The following is an 18,391-nucleotide window of genomic DNA, read 5'->3' on the forward strand; positions in this document are numbered from 1 at the left end:
TTATTAAATGGTCTTTTTTTATGAATAATGTTTAATATTTATGACAACTCAAAGGCTTGCTCGATGGCATCATCCAAACGATCTACCGTAATTATCGTTATGTTTTTAAACTGACTCATTTGGCTTTTTGGTGCATTGGCTTTGGGTACAATGGCATGAGTAAACCCATGCTTCATTGCCTCTTTTAGCCGTTCTTGTCCATTAGGCACAGGACGAATCTCACCAGATAATCCCACTTCACCAAACACAGCCAAATGCGAAGGCAGTGCCCTTGCTTTAATACTTGAGGCACATGCCAATAATACTGCCAAATCAGATCCTGTCTCCATAACTTTCACCCCACCCACCACATTGACATACACATCTTGTCCACTGGTATGGATACCACCATGCCGATGCATCACTGCCAATAGCATTGCCAAACGCTGCTGATCCAGCCCTAAAGCCATACGCCTTGGTTGCCCTTGTGAATTATCTACCAAAGCCTGTACTTCCACTAACAATGGTCGTGTACCTTCACGGCTGACCATCACCACTGAACCTGCAATTGGTTTGTCATAACGACTTAAAAAGATGGCTGATGGGTTGGCGACCTCTTTTAGCCCTGTATCTGTCATACCAAAAATACCCAGTTCATTGACCGCACCAAAGCGATTTTTAACCGCTCGGATCATACGAAACCGTGAATCTGCTTGTCCTTCAAAATACAACACTGTATCTACCATGTGCTCAAGCACACGCGGTCCTGCCAGTGTGCCTTCTTTAGTCACATGCCCCACTAAAAACAACGCCGTACCTGTTTGCTTGGCATAACGAGTGAGCATCGCTGCAGATTCTCTTATTTGGCTCACACCTCCTGGTGCTGAACTAATGGCATCGGTATAAATCGTTTGAATTGAGTCAATCACAGCCACAGCAGGTTGCTCTTGGGTTAAAGCTGCACAAATTGTCTCCACATTGGTCTCAGCAAGTACCCGTAATTGATCTGCAGGCAAACCCAAACGCTGTGCCCGCATCGCCACTTGCGATAATGACTCCTCCCCTGTGACATATAGCGCACTACCTGCCAGTGAATCGACTTTTGCCATATTAGTGGCTGTCTGTAGCAAGATAGTAGATTTACCAATACCAGGATCACCGCCAATCAATACTACAGAGCCTGCAACCAATCCACCACCCAACACACGATCAAATTCACTGATACCTGTTGGTAAACGTGTATCCAAAGCAATACTCACCGCATGCAATGGCATCACGCCACTACGTGCACCAGAATAGTTTTGGTGACCTGCTGCCGATGGGGTACTGGCGGCAATGGGTTTTTTAGATGATTTATTATGATTATGGTGTGGCATACTGACGTTTGGTGCTTCTACTAAAGCATTCCATTCACCACAGTCTGAGCACTGCCCCGACCATTTGCCAAAGTGTGCACCACAGTTTTGACAGACATAACTACTTTTATTTTTTGCCATTTTTATACTTAATATGATGAAATATTAGCAACAATTACTATTTTTTTGTTAAACTCAAGACAGATTCATATTGTACGAAATACACCATGACCTATACTTGAAAATCCTTACCCAAATACACCTCTTTAACCAACTCATTGTCCAAGATATCTTGTGGTGTACCTTCTGCAATAATCGCCCCTTCACTCACAATATACGCTTTTTCACAAATTGCCAATGTCTCACGCACATTATGATCCGTAATCAATACCCCGATGCCTCTATTTTTTAGGGCAGTAATCACCGCTTTAATATCTCCCACGGAAATAGGATCTACACCTGCAAAAGGCTCATCTAATAAGATAAACTTTGGATCTGCTGCCAATGCTCGTGCTATCTCACAACGTCTACGCTCCCCACCAGAGACACTCATACCCAGTGAGTGACGTACATGTGATAAATTAAATTCATCAATCAGCTTATCTAATGCCTGCTTTTGCTGCTGGCGATTCAAATCCTTACGAGTTTGCAAAATTGCTAAAATATTATCTTCAACAGACAGTTTACGAAATACAGAAGCCTCTTGTGGCAGATAGCCAATGCCCGCACGAGCACGCTCATGCATGGCATATACAGATAAATCTTTATTACCCAGTACCACTGTACCTTTGTCTAAGTTCACCAAACCAACCACCATATAAAAGCTGGTTGTCTTACCTGCCCCATTTGGCCCTAGCAAACCAACAACTTCCCCTTGCGAAACCGCAAAAGACACATCTTTTACTACCCAACGCTTACCATAGCGTTTTGCCATATTATGCATTGATAAGGTTAGCGGCTTTGATTCACCTGCCAGTGTATCTTGACTGACTAATTTTTCTGATGTTCCATTTTTATTCATACATCTAACTCAAACAAAGATAGGTAATGCATCCACAAAGCACTTAAGCTAACGAATGCCTTGACGATTGGTCTGAGCATTGGGTGGGAAGATTAACTCAACACGCTGACTACCACCTGCGGTCGCTTCTACATCACCCACTTTGAGGCTATAACGAATCACATTTCCTGCAAAACTTGCACCATTTTGAGTCAAGCGAGCATTTCCTTTTAAGGTAACAATGCCATTTTTTGCATTATAAATAATCTCGTTTGCCTGCCCTTTTGCCAGTCCCTTTTCTTGGGTAACAATCTGCTGCATGGTTGCAGGACTACCTTTTGCAATGGCAGTTTCAATGCTACGTCCATTCGATAAATTAACGGTCAAATTAGCAGCAGTTAGTTTAAGCGTGCCTTGAGTAATCACCACATCACCAGAATAAGAGGTCACCCCTGTGCGCTCACTATAAGTGGCTTGATCAGCCAATAATTTAATCGGTTGATTGGCATCAGAAGGCAGTGCATTGGCTGGTGTGACAAAGCCTGTCCCCAATAAATATCCCATTAATGAGACACCAAACCAGCCCAGACGATAGGCAATGTATTTTGCCGATTGAAAATTTGCAATTGGATTGCACATAAATACAGTACTCTTAAAATGGAAATGATCTTTAAATTAACGGTGAGTCTTAAATTAGACCATGAAAGTTCAACATCTCTTAAAATAACGCCGTATCCTGTCGTGATGGTGGCTGAAAGGTGACTGCAACTTGATCAAACTCATACTCACCTGTTTGTAAATCTGTACGAAAACTATTGGCTTCAAAACGATTGTCACCTTGAGTTACTATCACTGGCTGCTCACTATAAAGGGTTTTATGTTGTAAATTGCCATTTAATACTGTAGCGGTTAAATTAAGAGGTATGTGAGCAACATTACTATTAGCGACAGTTGGGGTGGGATGTTGAGTCACTAAAATCACATCTTGGGTCATCTGTATGTCACCCGTCTCGTGATTAATATTGGCAAGCTTTGCCCGTAATTGAATATTTTGCTGCTGATCAGAACGCCAATTGAGTCTGATATTTTCCAGCTCGTCTGTATTGATATCAGTGTAATGTATCAGCTTATCTGCCTTGAGCAAATACGCTACTTCTCCTAAAGCATTGGTTTGTAGCGCATTAATATCAGTGGCTTCATATTCAATATTTGATGAAGCAATTGCAATAGGGTTATCTAGACTGCCTTGCTCTTTATATAGCCAAGATGCCAAGATAGCCGCCACCAATGCAAAAACCAGTAAAACTCGTGTATTCACTATTGCTCCAATAAGCCAAACTTAACAATTACAATGCGTAAGTATAAATCTAAAATACCTAAATAGCATCATTTGTATAATCAGTACTGACTCAAGTCTATTACGTTGTCAATCTTGCTTGCTTTTCTTGTAACAATGCTATCATTATCTTGAATAAATTATATGATGTATCTTACAACACATATTGCGCAATAAAATCTTCGTATACACCATGACCTTTTAATATCAAGTCACATACTTCACGTACTGCACCTGCACCACCTGCACGAGAAGTCACCATCATCGCCCGCTCCAATACCTCTTTATGCGCATTGGGTACGGTTGCAGCAAAACCCACGGATTGCAATGCTTTAATATCGGGAAGATCATCTCCCATATAAGCACAATCTTCTAGCTGCAAATCCATATCTTTGAGTAACTCTTTAAGAGCGGCCAGTTTGTCATCTCGCCCTTGTACCACATATTCAACACCAAGCTCTTTGGCTCTTTTATCCACCATCGGGCTACTGCGCCCAGTAATAATCGCTGTTTTTATGCCATATTTTTTTAAGGCATTGGTACCAATGCCATCTTGTACATTAAAGGCTTTCGTTTCAATCCCATTGGCATCATAGATAATCTGACCATTCGATAAAATACCATCGACATCCAATACCAACATTTTAACTTGCCCTGCTGCTTTGACTAAATCTTGCATATCTATCCCCGCATATATAACACTTTATAAAATAATAATACTACATACAAAATCTTGATAAACTAGCTAACACCAGCATGCAATAAGTCGTGAATCGTAATCACTCCTTCTAACTTTTTCTCATCATTGAGTACCAATAATTGACTGATCGCCTTTTCATTCATCAAACTTAGCGCATCAGACGCTCGCATATTCATACTGACTTGCTGTGGATTGGCAGTCATGATATCGCGCATGGGTGTGGATAGTGCGATTTGTTTTTCTAAGCCACGACGCAAGTCACCATCCGTAAATATGCCAATAACCTTGTCATCATCATCGACTACCACGGTCATACCCAGCCGCCCATTGGTCATGGTAAATAAAGCTTCATGCAACAGCGAGTCAGCAGTTACTTTAGGTAAATCAAAATCCTCTTCCTTACTGTGCATTAAATCTGCCACCCGCATTAGCAGCTTACGCCCTAATGCACCTGCTGGGTGTGACAAAGCAAAGTCTTCAGAAGTAAAGTTTCGTGCATGTACCAATACCACAGCCATGGCATCACCTAACGCCAAAGTCGCTGTGGTGCTAGAGGTGGGTGCCAAACCCAGTGGACAAGCTTCTTCAAATGCACCCAAAGTCAATGCTACCTTTGCTGATTTTGGTAGCATACCCCGTTTATCACGACTAATACTAATCAGTGGAATATTGAGCTGTTTCACGACAGGTAACAAGGTTTTAATTTCGTCAGACTCGCCTGAATTTGAGATGGCAAGCAACACATCACCTGGCACCAACATACCCAAATCACCATGCCCAGCTTCACCAGGGTGCATAAAAAATGCAGGGGTACCAGTAGAGGCAAAGGTAGCGGCAATTTTACGTCCAATATGTCCAGATTTACCCATACCAGTAACCACCACACGTCCACGACACTGCATAATCAGCTGACAGGCTAAAACAAAACGCTCATCTAATTGCCCGATCAACAGATCTAACGCTGCTTGCTCTGTACGTATAGCGGACTCTGCCAATGTAATAAATTGATCATCAGACAAAGATGATTGTAATGGCTGAGTTATGCTACCACTACCATGATTTACAACCATTGTCTTTGATTCTTCATTACTGTTTGTCATTATCACACTCACTTTTCATCAGTCTATTCCATCATTTCATAATGTTATGTCTTAAATAATGGTCATGCACAAAAAATAGATAACAAAAAACCTGCGGCTAGCACAGGTTTTATATCCATACAATTCAAGAAAATAGCAATTGTTAAGTAATAGCATTGATACTCATACTAAACGTTATTATTAAAAAGCTAAGCTAAAAAGCTAAAATATTGTTATTAATAAGTAAAAATGCTAGTAAAAACAGACAAATAAACGCTGCCTACTGTGGTACATTCTATGGTTCATTGATATTGGTCATGTTAGGATAATACTCAATAAACTCACCTAACATCAATGATGCATATTAACATACCAGTCTATAGTCTATAGTTTATAGTAAGTAAGTGACTGTCTGTCTGCTTAGTGCTTAGCAGTCTAGTTATTACCTGTATAATCATCATCTTGATTGTCATCAAAGTCAGCTTTGTCCATTGAGGGTTTTGGTGCATCAAATCCTCGCTCTTCAAAACCTCTATCTTCAAATCCTCTCTCACTTGCAAAGCCACGCTGCTGTGCAAAGCCTCTATCAGAGCCAAAACCTCGGTCTGAACCAAAACCACCTCGGTCTTGAGCAAAGCCACCACGTTTAAAACCGCCGCTTCGATTACCTGCAAAACCGCCTTGTTCAAAACCACCAGGAGCGATACCACCACTGCGCTCAAAACCTGTACCGCCATAGCCGCCACCATAACCGCCACCAGTTTGAATCCCACCAGCAACCGGCGCTCCAGATGTTGCACTGCGTGGATTACGAGCAGGTACGACAGTAGATATGGCGTGTTTATACACCATTTGACTCACAGTATTTTTTAGCAATACCACATATTGATCAAATGATTCGATTTGCCCTTGTAGCTTAATGCCATTAACTAAAAATATAGAAACAGGGATACGATCTTTGCGTAAAGAATTCAAGAATGGATCTTGAAGTGTTTGTCCTTTTGACATGAGTATTTCTCCAAAGTATTGTACCAATAGCAAGCTACTAGCACAGACTTAAATAAAATGATTAAGCTTAATAGTAATAAAAAGGCTATTTTGTTAATTCCTGAAATAAATCATCAGGTAAGTATTAAGTATAATAAACCATTTGTATCAGAGATTTGAAACCATGAGATTTATCATACTTAGTATTAGTTATTTAGACTTATTATTTTAATTACTGTTGTCCATTAGTACTTGTACTTGTTGTAAACTATTCAATATTCTTATGTTGTTTTTTTGCTTTTGTTCAACCAAACCCGAAAAACAATCAAGCTTATTGAGTTTGCGCAACCAAGTATATTGGCGTTTTGCTAACTGCCTAGTTGCATATAATGCCTGATTTTTCATATCTTGACAAGCCAAGTCCTTTTGCTTACTGTTACAGTTTGGTGCTAAAAATGTAGTATCTATACTAATTGTTGAGTAAATACTTATTTTATCGGGTAAAATAGACCGTTTATCTTCCCCTATTTTAGTAAATTGTAGCACAGCAGGATGGTTTATCTTATAAAGATAATCAATCACTTGCCGATATCCCACACAACGCATAGAGGGCTTATCTTGTAGAAGTGGGTATTTATGTAACAAAGAAATCACCTCTTCTACCAGTCCTTGTTGCCACATAATCTCTAAACGCTGTGCAATGCGCTTATGCAACCACGCTCTATCTGGTAGTACTGCCAAGCCATGCCACTGCTGCTTGGGATTATCCGCCAATGCTTTTTTGGGAGAGTTTTGCCATACACTCAAAGGTTTACCCGTTTGCATATATACCTCAACTGCTCTGGTAATACGCTGTGTGTCCGTCGGCTGCAACCGCTGTGCAATATTGGAATCAATTTGTGCCAAATAGCCATATAATGCTTCAATTCCATCCGTTTGTACCCGTTCTTCTACCTTTTGGCGTATGACAGGATCCGTCTCAGGGATGTTGGATAGCCCTTGAAACAGTGCCATATAATACATCATCGTACCACCGACCAGCAGTGGTAATTTACCACGTTCATGGATTTGCTGTACTAAACACTGCACATCATCAACAAAGTTTGCCACACTATACTGCTGGGTTGGATCAATAATATCAACCAGATGATGGGGATATTGCTGTAACTCTTGCTGTGATGGCTTGGCTGTACCAATGTTCATGTCTTTATAAACCAAAGCAGAATCAACAGAAATCAACTCAAATCTGCCTGTATCATATAGCTCATAGGCAAGTGCTGTTTTACCACTGGCAGTAGGTGCCATCAAACAGATGACGCTATTATCAGCTAATAAAGAATTTATTTTGGTTTTAGACATACTGACCAGTCTCGTCTCAATCTTATTTTCATTTTATCTTTTGTCTTAATATCTTATGATTTATTTAAATACTATGGTCAATCTAATAGCATTGCACCACAAAAGGCAAACAAGTTTAATTAATACTATTATCATTTGCTAATAACAACGCTATCAGTTGCGACTGATTGATATTAGCCACCGCATGTTGAGTGATAAAATCTTGCCAATAAACAAATATATTTTTCTCATTACTATCATGAATACTTGATTTATTAATACTTACTTTGTTGTTACGTGACTTTTTGTTACTTAACCCTTTTATCTCTTTATCTTCTGTATCTTTATTGTTGAGATTATGATTCAGATAAACATCAATAAAAATCTCTTGTAGATATTGGTTAATACGCTCAATGCTCAATGCCATCTGAGTATCTGATATCTGCTCTATCTCATAAAACCATGAAAAACGCTGTTCTGGCTCATCATATTTAGTATACCTCATCAAAAATTCTTGCAAATCTTGCAAATTAACGATGCTACTGCCTTGCGCACTTTGAAATAAACCACTCACCTGTGTTAGTTGTGAATACTGTTGTGGCAATAATAGCTGTAGACAGCGAGGTATGGCTAGGACAGCAGAATGTATGTCTTTGGCATCATTTAGGCTATTGTTAATTGATACAGATACAGATGTATGACTATTGCTGTCCTTATCAGCACTATTATAGTTATCATCGTTACGATTTTTTATGTCTTTATTTTCTCTCATCTTCTCTAGATGATAATGCTGCCTTGACTCATTTACCTGAGCTTGCCAGCTATTTTGTGGCTTATCTATTTTAGATGAGCTAGATATATTAGTTACATTAGCTGTCAGTTGTTGGGTGCGTTGTTGTTGCCACTGCTCATACCAATACTTTAACTGAGCGGTGATCATCACGTCTAAATGTGCCAAGACATTGGGCAATGCTTGTATGGCTATTCTTTGCTTACTGGGGTGAACATTGACATTAATCCAGCGATTAGGCAGCGCAAAAAATAAAACATAACCATAATTGTCGATGTGTGTCTTGTTATCCGCTACCTTTGACGTTGTGGATAATAATCCACTTTTAGTCACAGACTCTCGCATCTGCTGCGCGATATGTGTGTCTTTTACCAAACGTCCATTGATGTAAATAAGCTTCGGCATCTCACCACAGTCATGATGTATCTGTGGCAAAAATAAGCCCCTAATACCAACAAATTTTGTTGTTTCACTGACTGAATCAGTGTCACAGCTTGCTATGTTCTCAAGCAATCCTGCTAACTCAATATGTAGCGGCACAATACTTGAACTTGAACTTGACTTTTCACGAAATTGACGTGGAAAAATGGACGATAATCGTGCCAATATTTGCTGTATATAGCCACTTTGTAACAAGTCAGCCTGCTTATAAGCCTGTTGACTCATACTTGATTGTCCAGTTGTGGCTAAACTTAAATCTAGACTTATGTCTAAATTACCCTGCACCGCCTCAAAACAAAAACGCTGTCTATCATCATGCCAAAGTCTCACTGTCATGTGACTGACTGCCAATGCAAGTTCACGTACGACTGATTCTATATGCGCAAATTCAGTCGCAATGGATTTTAAATTACCCCGACGGGCAGGCACATTAAAATACAAATCTTTGACAATCACCGTCGTGCCTTGAGCATGCAGTACGGGAGCTATCTGTGGTTCATCATCAATCACCCCAACGACGGTCAATTGCCTACCAATACCCGTCTCATCATGACAGCTTATCAAGGTTAACCGTGATACTGCTGCTGTTGAAGCCAATGCTTCACCCCGAAACCCCAAGGTTTGGATACCATGCAATTGTGCCACATCGGCTACTTTACTGGTGGCATGTCGCGTCACCGCCATCACCATATCATCAGGGTGAATACCATGACCATTATCACTGACTTCGATTTTACCCATGCCACCTTGAGTTATTTTTACCTCAATTTCGCTTGCGCCTGCATCAATGGCATTTTCCATCAGCTCTTTTACCACAGAGGCAGGACGGGTGACAATCTCACCTGCCGCCAATTGATTGATTAACAGTGGTGGTAGTTTTTTGATTCTAGCTTCAGTTGCCAAAGAAGAAGGAGGGGTTGCTATATTATTTGTTACTGTATTAAAAGAGGTCATAAAAAGGGCTTATTTCAGCTTTTTGCATAAAAAAAGAGTGAAGATAAAAATAAGAAATAAACTTAGATAATGTGTTTATCACAACACAATCGCTAAAGCTAATTTACTAAAAATCCTGTAATACTGACAAATCCATACCAACAGAGTCACCTATTTTGCTTAGTTGCAAACGGACTTGACGCTGATTGTCATCAATTTGGTGTATGTCAATAAATAGATGTGGTGGTGGCAGATAATCATCCGCGCGACTTGCCCACTCAATAATCACCAATGCAGTGGCATCATCAAGATATTCATCAAAGCCAATAAAAGATAATTCTTCTGGGTCTTGCAAACGATACAAATCAGCGTGATATACAGACTTAGTTAGGCTTTGACCGTCACTATTTATTTGCGTCATTGTATAAGGCTCGACCAAGGTATAAGTCGGGCTTTTGACTGCTCCTTGATGCCCCAATGCCTGTAGCCAATAACGTGTCAGCGTGGTCTTGCCAGCACCCAAATCTCCTGATAACCATACACTCCCTGACAAATCTAAATTTGCCAAATACTGTGCCAATCGTTGTGTATCTGCTTCTGAGTGTAGGGTTAAAGTGATGGATTGTTGTGCCATTAAGGTTACCTATAAAACTTGCTGCTTTACACTGGGGTTAATAAATGGTTGACCTAAGATGAGTTTGTCATACATCTGACTGTCATGCCACTCCGTCTTAATTTGCTCACTAAATTCAAAGCTCTCTAGCTCAAGTTGACCCATCTGCTCGTTATAAACATCTTCTCGAAAACACTGCGCATAACCTGTGGCAGTCTCATGAGCAATCACCGAATACACCTGCACATCTGCTTCACCATTTTGCATCTGGGTTTGCTGCAAAATTGCATCTGCCCAAAAGAAAATCACCCGAGAGAACTGCTCGGCAGAAGGTGATACAGGTAAACTTATCCAACGAGCACTAAATGTTTTGCACGCCTTAATATACTCAGGATCATCTTTGTTCCAAAAACAAATGGCGTGATCAAAGCTATCAATGATATCTTTGATAGAGGATTTTAATAAACCAAAATCATACACCATCTGCCCATGATCAAGGCGGGTTGCCTCTAAGATAAGCTCTATTTGATAACTATGCCCATGAATAGAACGCTTACAACGATCTGAGCTACAGTTACGTACAATATGAGCATTTTCGAATTTAAATAATTTGCGGATACGCATAGTTGATAATAAATCATGTTTAATAAAGTTAGGTTCATTATAACAAAGCCGATGCCAGCTAGATATTATTAATATTTTGCAAAACCAATGATGATATGATTCATTATGGTTAATAAGGCAAAAATGCTTGTAGCCCACCCGTATGAATAAATAATATTTGACTATCTGCGGCAATCTTACCTTGTTCAATCATTGCCAGTAATCGATAAAATGCCTTACCTGTATAAATTGGCTCAAGTGGTAGATCATACTGTGCTTTTATATTGGCAATAAAGTTAAGCAGCTTATCATTAAATTTGCCATAGCCAGCAAACATATCGTCTTCATATATTGTCCAATTTTGCTTGTCTTTATCTGTCCATTTTTGTACCTCAGCGGTTAAAAAATCTCCTTTTAATGCCGCAAATCCTAGTAATTTTTGTTGCTCACTACTGGCATTAATTAACCCAGAAAATGTACCACCTGTCCCCACTGCACACACAATAACATCATAGTTGTTTTGATCATGCTTACTTAAAATCTCCTTACAGCCTTTGATGGCTAACGCATTTGTACCCCCTTCAGGAATAATATAGGCAGATGGATAATGTGTTTGTAATTTACTCATAAACTCAGGTGTGTGTTTAGACCGATATTCTTGGCGACTAATAAACTGTAAATCCATACCCAGCTCTTGTGCCTTGGTTAATGTGGGATTTAATGGCTTGTCTGCAAGCTCTTCTCCACGGATAATACCAATACAAGCAAAACCATATTCTTTGGCAGCATGTGCCAACGCATAAATATGATTGGAATAGGCACCACCAAAGCTAAGCAGATGCGTGTATCCTAATCGCTTAGCTTCTAGTAAGTTATATTTAAGTTTATACCATTTATTACCCGAAATATAAGGATGTACCTGATCAATGCGTTTAATGGTAATACCAATACCGTCTACTAAGGCAATGTGCTGATAGTTGGTTGGAAGGTACTGAGTAAACATAGCTTGTTATTTTCACCTTGTTATAGTCTTTTATTCTCTACTCTGATTGTCTATAGTCAATCTAATATAATTTCACTTCAAGGCAACCGAGCGCAGATAGTACACGTAGTACATCTAGCGAGGTAAACACCGGGGTGGATTTATAGCAGACAGGCTATATTTTATTGATGTGTATTGTCATTTAATGACCATACTTTATTTTTACTGCGTTTTGGCACTAAAAGTTAGCAATTCAGTAATATAGTTAAATGCAGCATTTTTTATATTTCTCCCTTCTATTATTTTAGCTTACATCTGTAAACCATTTATCCAATATATCTTCCTTTTATATCTAAGAGACAATCTGCCAATAATATTTTGTGTTACTTTAATATAACTAAAAATTTATCTTTAGTATTAAAAAGTTACAACTAACCTAAAATACTAATAAAAATATAGGACTTACGCAGTTTCATAGATTATTAGCGGCGGGTAATCATTTACTCGCTGGCTGTACGTAGTTTTAGAGGCTTCGTAAAAATTGCTCGCCACTTTATTAAGATAAATATCGTACTTTTGCATAAGTTCTAAAATATATTATCAAGGAATAATTTCTATGTCTTCTATCCGTTATATACCAACAGTAACTTCTTTTGTTTCCATCTTAGTATTTACCCTCACTGCTTGTTCAAATGCTTCTAATTCAGCCAGCAAACAAAATAATACAACAGAGCAAAAATCAAATCAAAACAATACAACCAATAGTGAGCTGACGATACCCGAATATATTGTTTCTACTGACAAACACTACAAACCTTTTGAATTTAGAGATGATGAAGGTAAAATTACTGGCTTTGATATAGACATTGTCAATGCCATTGCTGCTGATCAAAATTTTCATGTTGCCTATATTATGACACCATTTGAAGATCAGTTAACTGGACTTAAAAAAGGCAAGTATGACATGGTCGCAGCAGGAATATCCATTACTGAAGAGCGTAAACAAACGATAGATTTTAGTGACACCTATTTCACTTCTACTCAAGGAATTATTGCATTACCAAGCACACCACCAATATCAGATTTTGATATGTTAAAAACGCATAAAGTCGCTGTTGAAGCAAATACCACTTCTGATGATATATTAGCCAATCAACTCAAAATGGATCATAAAAATATTATTCATGTTGCCTCCCCTTACAAAGGTATTGAAGCGGTCATACAAAAAAAGGTGATGTACTCCATGGCAGATGAACCTGTCTTACGCTATTATAATAAGGAGCTCAAAAACTTTGATCTACAAATATCTACTATCCCAAATGCAATACCAGAAGATTATGGCTTTGCATTTGATAAAAATCGTAAGGATGATTTAATCAATAAAGTCAATACAGGGCTTGAAAATATAAAAGCAAATGGCACTTATCAACAAATCTATGATAAATGGTTTTAAGGCATAAGCTTACCTTATCCACTATAATAGAAATGTCAAAGTTAAATATTGGTATAAGTACGTTAATATTTAATTAACCTTTATTATATATATATTATATAAGGCAATCTTATGACCGCCCAAAGTCAAACCAACACTCGTGTGCGCGCCTTTTTCCAAAAATATTTTATTGATGCTTTTACTGGTATGGCACTGGGTTTATTTGTGACCCTTATTGCAGGGCTTATTATCTCACAAATAGGACAATGGCTAGGACTGCCCTATCTAAAAGACATTGGCAAACTTGCCAGCATTTTGATGGGTGCAGGTATCGGTGTTGGTATAGCCTATTACCTAAAAGCACCGACACTGGTGATGCTAAGCTGCTTGGTAGCAGGTATGCTTGGGGCACATTCTGAAGCATTAATGGCAGGCACGTTATTTACTCCTCAACAAGGTGCACCCGCAACCTTTTTAGCCATTCCTGGCAACCCTATCGGGGCATACCTAACCACCGTTTTTGCCTATCGGGTCGCCAGTCTAATCGCAGGCAAAACCAAGTTGGATATTTTACTGCTACCATTAGCCGTATGTGTGGTGTCTTTATTGGTATGCGCCCTACTCAACCCACCTGTGATAGCCGCCGTCAATATGGTTGGTACAGGTATACAAGCCGCTACGGAGTTACAACCTTTATTAATGGGAATTATCATTGCGGTGGTGGTGGGATTATTATTAACTTTACCAACATCGAGTGCAGCCATTTGTATTGCCATTGGGCTCAGTGGACTTGCAGGTGGTGCGGCGGTGGTTGGCTGTGCGGCGCAAATGGTCGGTTTTGCCGTTGCCAGTTATAAGGACAATGGTGTCAGTGGGCTTATCTCACAAGGGCTAGGTACCAGTATGCTGCAAATACCCAATGTATTTAGAAAACCGATTATCTTATTACCTGCGGTGATTGCCAGTGCTATTACTGGTCCAATTGCAACGGTTGGTTTTGGTCTGGCATGTACAGCTACAGGTGCTGGTATGGGTACGGCAGGATTGGTTGGCGTATTTGGTGTACTTGAGGCATCACAAGATTTGATGAGCAGCAGTCAACTATGGCTAGCCATTATTTTGTTGATGTTTGTGTTACCTGCGCTGATTGCATGGAGCGTGGCAACATTAATGCGCCGTTTTGGCTGGCTGGTTGATGGCGATATGAAACTGCCTTAGTTTTTATTGCTGTTGCTATAAGACTGATTACTTTTGCTTGTATTAAAAAAGACGGATAACTATCCGCCTTTTTTAATACCTCTTTATAAGCCAGTCCTAGCATCTAGCTATATTTAATCACTTCTTTGATAAACTCTAAAAAGGTTTTACCTGTTTTGGCTAAAATTTGGTCATAGCTATTATAATGATGCACCATATCTGCATCTTTACGATTGGTCACTAAAAAGAAATGATTATCTCGTTTATAAGTCATAAATATAAAACATCTATCGTCTTGGCTATAATTATCTGGGTCTCTCCATGTGTTTTCTAAAACACTGTCAATATAATATACTTTTTCTATTAAACTCATTTTATTATAAAAAATAAAATCATCACTTAGTAACCCACCAGATGACCGCCCCATATAGTGCATAAAGTCTTTAAGCTGTCCAGTAATCTGAATTTCATAAACATGTTCAAATGCTGATATTTCACTTAAGCTAAAGCCTTTGATTTGGGTGATATCATAGTGGCGGTTAGGATGAATTTTGATTAATTCATTAATATAAGCCTGTTGTTTGTTTAGATAATCGTCTACATATTCTGCACCAATATGGGTTGATTGTGGTAATAACTCTCCAGTATAACGGTGTTGCAAAATCCATGAGCCATTATGGGCATAATGTATCACCACACCTTTTAAAAATTCAGTAAAATTTTGACCTGTATCTGATATATCTTCTGAACCTTCTATATAACGATAGACTCTATCAGGATTATCAGAAGTTGTTTTTAAAAAATATAGATGAGTCTCTGAAAGATGTGCAAAGAAAAAAGAGTTTTTATAGGAAAAATCATAACCACTAGAATATAAAAGCTGATCATTACAGGATTTATAAATAATCATATGTGCTGTTGGCTGAAAGTTATATAGCATTATACTATCTTCTGCTAATAGACCACCCGAAGAGCGTCCCATACAGCGCATAAACTGTTTAAACTCTCCTTGAATACAAATGCTATAAAGTGCTTCTATTTGTTTAATTTCATCTTCACTATAGCCTTTTACCAGCTCAGGTCGATACCATTTGCCTTGGGCGACTTCTTCTATATAACTCATTGTTTTATTTATTCTCTATTTGATTAATAGATTTTTAATCACTTATAAAGCTTACGAAGAAACTCATCCGATAGAATATATTCCCTAATTATATTAGTATTTGAACTATGTCCATATATCCTGTTATCTTTAAAATAGCTTCCAGCAGTGCTATCAGGAAAGCCCACTAATAAATAATCATGATAGTCAATAAAAAATTTATTTAATTCTTCATCAGTGAGATGATGAATGATTTCAGTAGTAAAGTTTTTATAATAGGTGTAATACAGTTGACACCATAAAAACGAATCAATATCTTTATACGAGTAATATTTAAATATATAGTTTCCTTCTATATCAATAGATGGTCTATAAATATGACCTGTGGTATATTCAATAAAATAAAAATCAGCAAAAGTATGGTTAGATATTAGTGCATAGTCATTGCTTGGCATTTCTTCTGCTGGCTCCTCTATATATATTTCACTTATCTCTTTAAAGGTACAATCAAAATCACCTGTTTGAAGAAAATAAGAGTAATTGCCACCAAATCTTGCTAAAAAGTCGATATAATCTTTTCGACAGGGTATGTTCCTCTCTTTAAAAAAATTAACAATGATATTGCGATTTACTGGTACAACGTCATCAGCATATTCCAATATAAGCTCATTCATCTTTTTGAGTAATAATGATTTATTTGGGTGCATGATTCATCTTTTATAGTTAAGTGTTATCTCATAGATAGGAAGCTGTTTAAAACAGTTACTCATAAAGCCGTTTTACAAAGTCATCAGTAAGGATATGTATATAAAGTTTATGACTATTTTCATAATAGATATATACCTTACCTTCATCAATAAAGTATTTTGTACCATAAAATATTAGCTCTATTCTATTCGAGGTCAAATACTTATCTAAATTTACTATATTTTCATGTAGGGAAAAGTTGGCAATAAAATTATCGGAATAAGTACCATATAAAAACCACCAAAGAAAAATATCAATATTTTCAAAGTCTGCTTTACCTATAATAGGTTTGTATTCTGTAGGATATTTATTAAATATTTTTCCAGTATCGTTTTCTATAATGAATGCATCTGCCATTAATTGGTTACCTATAATACAATAACCATCTGGTGGCACAGGGTCATATACTGCATTTTCAAGATAAATCTCCTTTATCTCTTGAAATGTACAGTCAAACTCAAATCGTTGAAACATTTTAGAGTAATTACCACCAAATTTTGCTAGAAAGTCAATATAGTCCTCTCGATAAGAGATGTTAATTTCTTCAAAAAAATCTGTAACCTGTTTACGTTCAACAGGGACAATATCATCAGCATATTCAAGCATAAGCTGATTCATCTTTTTGATTAATGATAATTTATTTGGATTCATAACCTTTACTATCTGATAAAAAACAAAACTTAGCAAACAGCCTTAAAAGTCTTTATTTATAAAGCTTACGGACAAAATCATCAGATAAGATATGCTCTTCAATGATATTGGTATTAGATGAGTGGGCATATATTTTGTTATCTTTAAAATAGTTTCCAGCAGTACAATCAGGAAAGCCCACTAATAAATAATCATGATAGTCAATAAAAAATTTATTTAATTCTGCATCAGTGAGATGATGAATGATTTCAGTAGTAAAGTTTTTATAATAGGTGTAATACAGTTGACACCATAAAAACGAATCAATATCTTTATATGAATAATATTCATATGTCCAATTTCCTTCGTTATCAGAATAGGGTTGGCAAATATGACCTGTACTATATTCAATAAAATAAAAATCAGCAAAAGTATGGTTGGATATTAGTGCATAGTCATTGCTTGGCATTTCTTCTGGTGGCTCTTCAAGATATATTTCACTTATCTCTTGAAAAGTACAGTCATAACCACTACCTTGTGGTCTAAAAAAATAAGAGTAATTACCACCAAATCTTGCTAAAAAGTCGATATAATCTTTTCGACAGGGTATATTCCTCTCTTTAAAAAAATCAACAATGATATTGCGATTTACTGGTACAACGTCATCAGCATATGCCAATATAAGCTCATTCATTTGTTTTATAAGCTGTATGTTATCTCTATTCATTATTATTGTTCTCCTGTAGCTATGTTGTGATGTATACCTTTATTTAGTTCACAGGTAGGACAAGGCAACATTTCATCATATAACATAATATTAAAAATATCTTAATCATTATGTGATAACCATAGCTTTCTAACTTCATTTTATAATTATTTTAAAATAAAAGTGGGATATTGTTAAAATAATCTAACTAAAAGCAGCCATGCAACTCAACTTTCTATCCTAAATCTCACAAACCCCTTATAAACCAAAAACCTACAGACATAAAAAAACCTCAAGTAAGGGGATACTTGAGGCGAAACTTGTTTAAACAATAAGTTTAATATCTAGTTTTAAAAATGGCGCAGCGGACGGGACTCGAACCCGCGACCCCCGGCGTGACAGGCCGGTATTCTAACCAACTGAACTACCGCTGCTTAGGTC

General features: G+C 37.7%; 18 protein-coding genes and 1 tRNA gene. 2 read left to right on the forward strand and 17 right to left on the reverse strand.

All coding sequences use genetic code 11. From position 1 onward, the window contains the following. Window positions 1–38: 38 nt before the first annotated feature. The 12 genes from radA to FHK89_RS08210 all read right to left on the reverse strand — a co-directional run bounded on the left by radA (window position 39) and on the right by FHK89_RS08210 (window position 12,157). The gene (radA, locus tag FHK89_RS08155) at window positions 39–1,475 is read right to left on the reverse strand and encodes a DNA repair protein RadA (RefSeq protein ID WP_230658948.1); all 1,437 of its coding nucleotides are present in this window, start codon (window positions 1,473–1,475) and stop codon (window positions 39–41) included. 91 nt (window positions 1,476–1,566) lie between these two features. Further along, window positions 1,567–2,355, reverse strand: a complete 789-nt coding sequence (gene lptB, locus FHK89_RS08160; protein ID WP_230658950.1) for an LPS export ABC transporter ATP-binding protein — start codon at window positions 2,353–2,355, stop codon at window positions 1,567–1,569. Window positions 2,356–2,403: 48 nt separating this feature from the next. Then, window positions 2,404–2,898 (reverse strand): lipopolysaccharide transport periplasmic protein LptA, encoded by a 495-nt coding sequence (gene lptA / locus FHK89_RS08165; RefSeq protein ID WP_230659044.1) that lies wholly within the window; start codon window positions 2,896–2,898, stop codon window positions 2,404–2,406. A 154-nt stretch (window positions 2,899–3,052) separates the two neighbouring features. Beyond that, window positions 3,053–3,652, reverse strand: a complete 600-nt coding sequence (gene lptC / locus FHK89_RS08170; protein WP_230658952.1) for an LPS export ABC transporter periplasmic protein LptC — start codon at window positions 3,650–3,652, stop codon at window positions 3,053–3,055. Between the two features lie 172 nt (window positions 3,653–3,824). Continuing rightward, window positions 3,825–4,349, reverse strand: a complete 525-nt coding sequence (locus tag FHK89_RS08175; protein WP_230658954.1) for a KdsC family phosphatase — start codon at window positions 4,347–4,349, stop codon at window positions 3,825–3,827. 62 nt (window positions 4,350–4,411) lie between these two features. After that, on the reverse strand, window positions 4,412–5,440 hold the full coding sequence (locus FHK89_RS08180) for a KpsF/GutQ family sugar-phosphate isomerase (RefSeq protein ID WP_230659046.1): 1,029 nt from the start codon (window positions 5,438–5,440) through the stop codon (window positions 4,412–4,414). Window positions 5,441–5,884: 444 nt separating this feature from the next. Continuing rightward, window positions 5,885–6,457: an RNA chaperone Hfq gene (gene hfq, locus FHK89_RS08185; RefSeq protein WP_230658956.1), complete on the reverse strand. Its 573-nt coding sequence runs from the start codon at window positions 6,455–6,457 to the stop codon at window positions 5,885–5,887. Window positions 6,458–6,664: 207 nt separating this feature from the next. Further along, window positions 6,665–7,795 (reverse strand): tRNA (adenosine(37)-N6)-dimethylallyltransferase MiaA, encoded by a 1,131-nt coding sequence (gene miaA, locus FHK89_RS08190; protein ID WP_230658958.1) that lies wholly within the window; start codon window positions 7,793–7,795, stop codon window positions 6,665–6,667. Between the two features lie 115 nt (window positions 7,796–7,910). Continuing rightward, window positions 7,911–9,959 (reverse strand): DNA mismatch repair endonuclease MutL, encoded by a 2,049-nt coding sequence (gene mutL, locus FHK89_RS08195; protein WP_230658960.1) that lies wholly within the window; start codon window positions 9,957–9,959, stop codon window positions 7,911–7,913. Between the two features lie 106 nt (window positions 9,960–10,065). Next, window positions 10,066–10,572 carry a tRNA (adenosine(37)-N6)-threonylcarbamoyltransferase complex ATPase subunit type 1 TsaE gene (tsaE, locus tag FHK89_RS08200; RefSeq protein ID WP_230658966.1) on the reverse strand — a complete coding sequence of 169 codons (507 nt, stop codon included), beginning with the start codon at window positions 10,570–10,572 and terminating at the stop codon, window positions 10,066–10,068. 9 nt (window positions 10,573–10,581) lie between these two features. Then, window positions 10,582–11,175, reverse strand: coding sequence for a 6-pyruvoyl trahydropterin synthase family protein (locus FHK89_RS08205; protein WP_230658968.1), 594 nt, complete (start codon window positions 11,173–11,175; stop codon window positions 10,582–10,584). A 109-nt stretch (window positions 11,176–11,284) separates the two neighbouring features. Beyond that, window positions 11,285–12,157, reverse strand: a complete 873-nt coding sequence (locus tag FHK89_RS08210; RefSeq protein WP_230658970.1) for a 1-aminocyclopropane-1-carboxylate deaminase/D-cysteine desulfhydrase — start codon at window positions 12,155–12,157, stop codon at window positions 11,285–11,287. A gap of 595 nt (window positions 12,158–12,752) precedes the next feature. Between FHK89_RS08210 and FHK89_RS08215 the strand changes: the two genes are divergently transcribed. Continuing rightward, window positions 12,753–13,589 carry a transporter substrate-binding domain-containing protein gene (locus tag FHK89_RS08215; protein WP_230658972.1) on the forward strand — a complete coding sequence of 279 codons (837 nt, stop codon included), beginning with the start codon at window positions 12,753–12,755 and terminating at the stop codon, window positions 13,587–13,589. A gap of 111 nt (window positions 13,590–13,700) precedes the next feature. Continuing rightward, window positions 13,701–14,786, forward strand: coding sequence for a PTS transporter subunit IIC (locus tag FHK89_RS08220; RefSeq protein ID WP_230658974.1), 1,086 nt, complete (start codon window positions 13,701–13,703; stop codon window positions 14,784–14,786). A gap of 103 nt (window positions 14,787–14,889) precedes the next feature. Here the strand turns inward: FHK89_RS08220 and FHK89_RS08225 are convergent, their stop codons facing one another. The 5 genes from FHK89_RS08225 to FHK89_RS08245 form a co-directional block, all read right to left on the reverse strand. Then, entirely contained in the window at window positions 14,890–15,888 is a 999-nt protein-coding gene (locus tag FHK89_RS08225; RefSeq protein WP_230658976.1) for an SMI1/KNR4 family protein, read from the reverse strand. 38 nt (window positions 15,889–15,926) lie between these two features. Then, window positions 15,927–16,574, reverse strand: a complete 648-nt coding sequence (locus FHK89_RS08230) for a hypothetical protein (RefSeq protein ID WP_230658978.1) — start codon at window positions 16,572–16,574, stop codon at window positions 15,927–15,929. Between the two features lie 55 nt (window positions 16,575–16,629). After that, complete coding sequence (locus tag FHK89_RS08235; protein ID WP_230658980.1) at window positions 16,630–17,265, reverse strand: hypothetical protein; 636 nt, start codon at window positions 17,263–17,265, stop codon at window positions 16,630–16,632. 52 nt (window positions 17,266–17,317) lie between these two features. Continuing rightward, window positions 17,318–17,971 (reverse strand): hypothetical protein, encoded by a 654-nt coding sequence (locus FHK89_RS08240; RefSeq protein ID WP_230658982.1) that lies wholly within the window; start codon window positions 17,969–17,971, stop codon window positions 17,318–17,320. A 336-nt stretch (window positions 17,972–18,307) separates the two neighbouring features. Continuing rightward, window positions 18,308–18,384: transfer RNA gene (locus FHK89_RS08245), tRNA-Asp, on the reverse strand. Between the last annotated feature and the right edge of the window lie 7 nt (window positions 18,385–18,391).

It is taken from the genome of Psychrobacter sp. I-STPA10, assembly GCF_021012795.1.
Taxonomy (GTDB): Bacteria; Pseudomonadota; Gammaproteobacteria; order Pseudomonadales; family Moraxellaceae; genus Psychrobacter.

Bases quoted from the DNA above. Each gene is read 5' to 3' on its own strand.
- radA (WP_230658948.1), bottom strand. From the start codon at position 1,475: ATGGCAAAAAATAAAAGTAGTTATGTCTGTCAAAACTGTGGTGCACAC.
- lptB (WP_230658950.1), bottom strand. From the start codon at position 2,355: ATGAATAAAAATGGAACATCAGAAAAATTAGTCAGTCAAGATACACTG.
- lptA (WP_230659044.1), bottom strand. From the start codon at position 2,898: ATGGGATATTTATTGGGGACAGGCTTTGTCACACCAGCCAATGCACTG.
- FHK89_RS08175 (WP_230658954.1), bottom strand. From the start codon at position 4,349: ATGCAAGATTTAGTCAAAGCAGCAGGGCAAGTTAAAATGTTGGTATTG.
- FHK89_RS08180 (WP_230659046.1), bottom strand. From the start codon at position 5,440: ATGGTTGTAAATCATGGTAGTGGTAGCATAACTCAGCCATTACAATCA.
- hfq (WP_230658956.1), bottom strand. From the start codon at position 6,457: ATGTCAAAAGGACAAACACTTCAAGATCCATTCTTGAATTCTTTACGC.
- miaA (WP_230658958.1), bottom strand. From the start codon at position 7,795: ATGTCTAAAACCAAAATAAATTCTTTATTAGCTGATAATAGCGTCATC.
- mutL (WP_230658960.1), bottom strand. From the start codon at position 9,959: ATGACCTCTTTTAATACAGTAACAAATAATATAGCAACCCCTCCTTCT.
- tsaE (WP_230658966.1), bottom strand. From the start codon at position 10,572: ATGGCACAACAATCCATCACTTTAACCCTACACTCAGAAGCAGATACA.
- FHK89_RS08205 (WP_230658968.1), bottom strand. From the start codon at position 11,175: ATGCGTATCCGCAAATTATTTAAATTCGAAAATGCTCATATTGTACGT.
- FHK89_RS08210 (WP_230658970.1), bottom strand. From the start codon at position 12,157: ATGTTTACTCAGTACCTTCCAACCAACTATCAGCACATTGCCTTAGTA.
- FHK89_RS08215 (WP_230658972.1), top strand. From the start codon at position 12,753: ATGTCTTCTATCCGTTATATACCAACAGTAACTTCTTTTGTTTCCATC.
- FHK89_RS08220 (WP_230658974.1), top strand. From the start codon at position 13,701: ATGACCGCCCAAAGTCAAACCAACACTCGTGTGCGCGCCTTTTTCCAA.
- FHK89_RS08225 (WP_230658976.1), bottom strand. From the start codon at position 15,888: ATGAGTTATATAGAAGAAGTCGCCCAAGGCAAATGGTATCGACCTGAG.
- FHK89_RS08230 (WP_230658978.1), bottom strand. From the start codon at position 16,574: ATGCACCCAAATAAATCATTATTACTCAAAAAGATGAATGAGCTTATA.
- FHK89_RS08235 (WP_230658980.1), bottom strand. From the start codon at position 17,265: ATGAATCCAAATAAATTATCATTAATCAAAAAGATGAATCAGCTTATG.
- FHK89_RS08240 (WP_230658982.1), bottom strand. From the start codon at position 17,971: ATGAATAGAGATAACATACAGCTTATAAAACAAATGAATGAGCTTATA.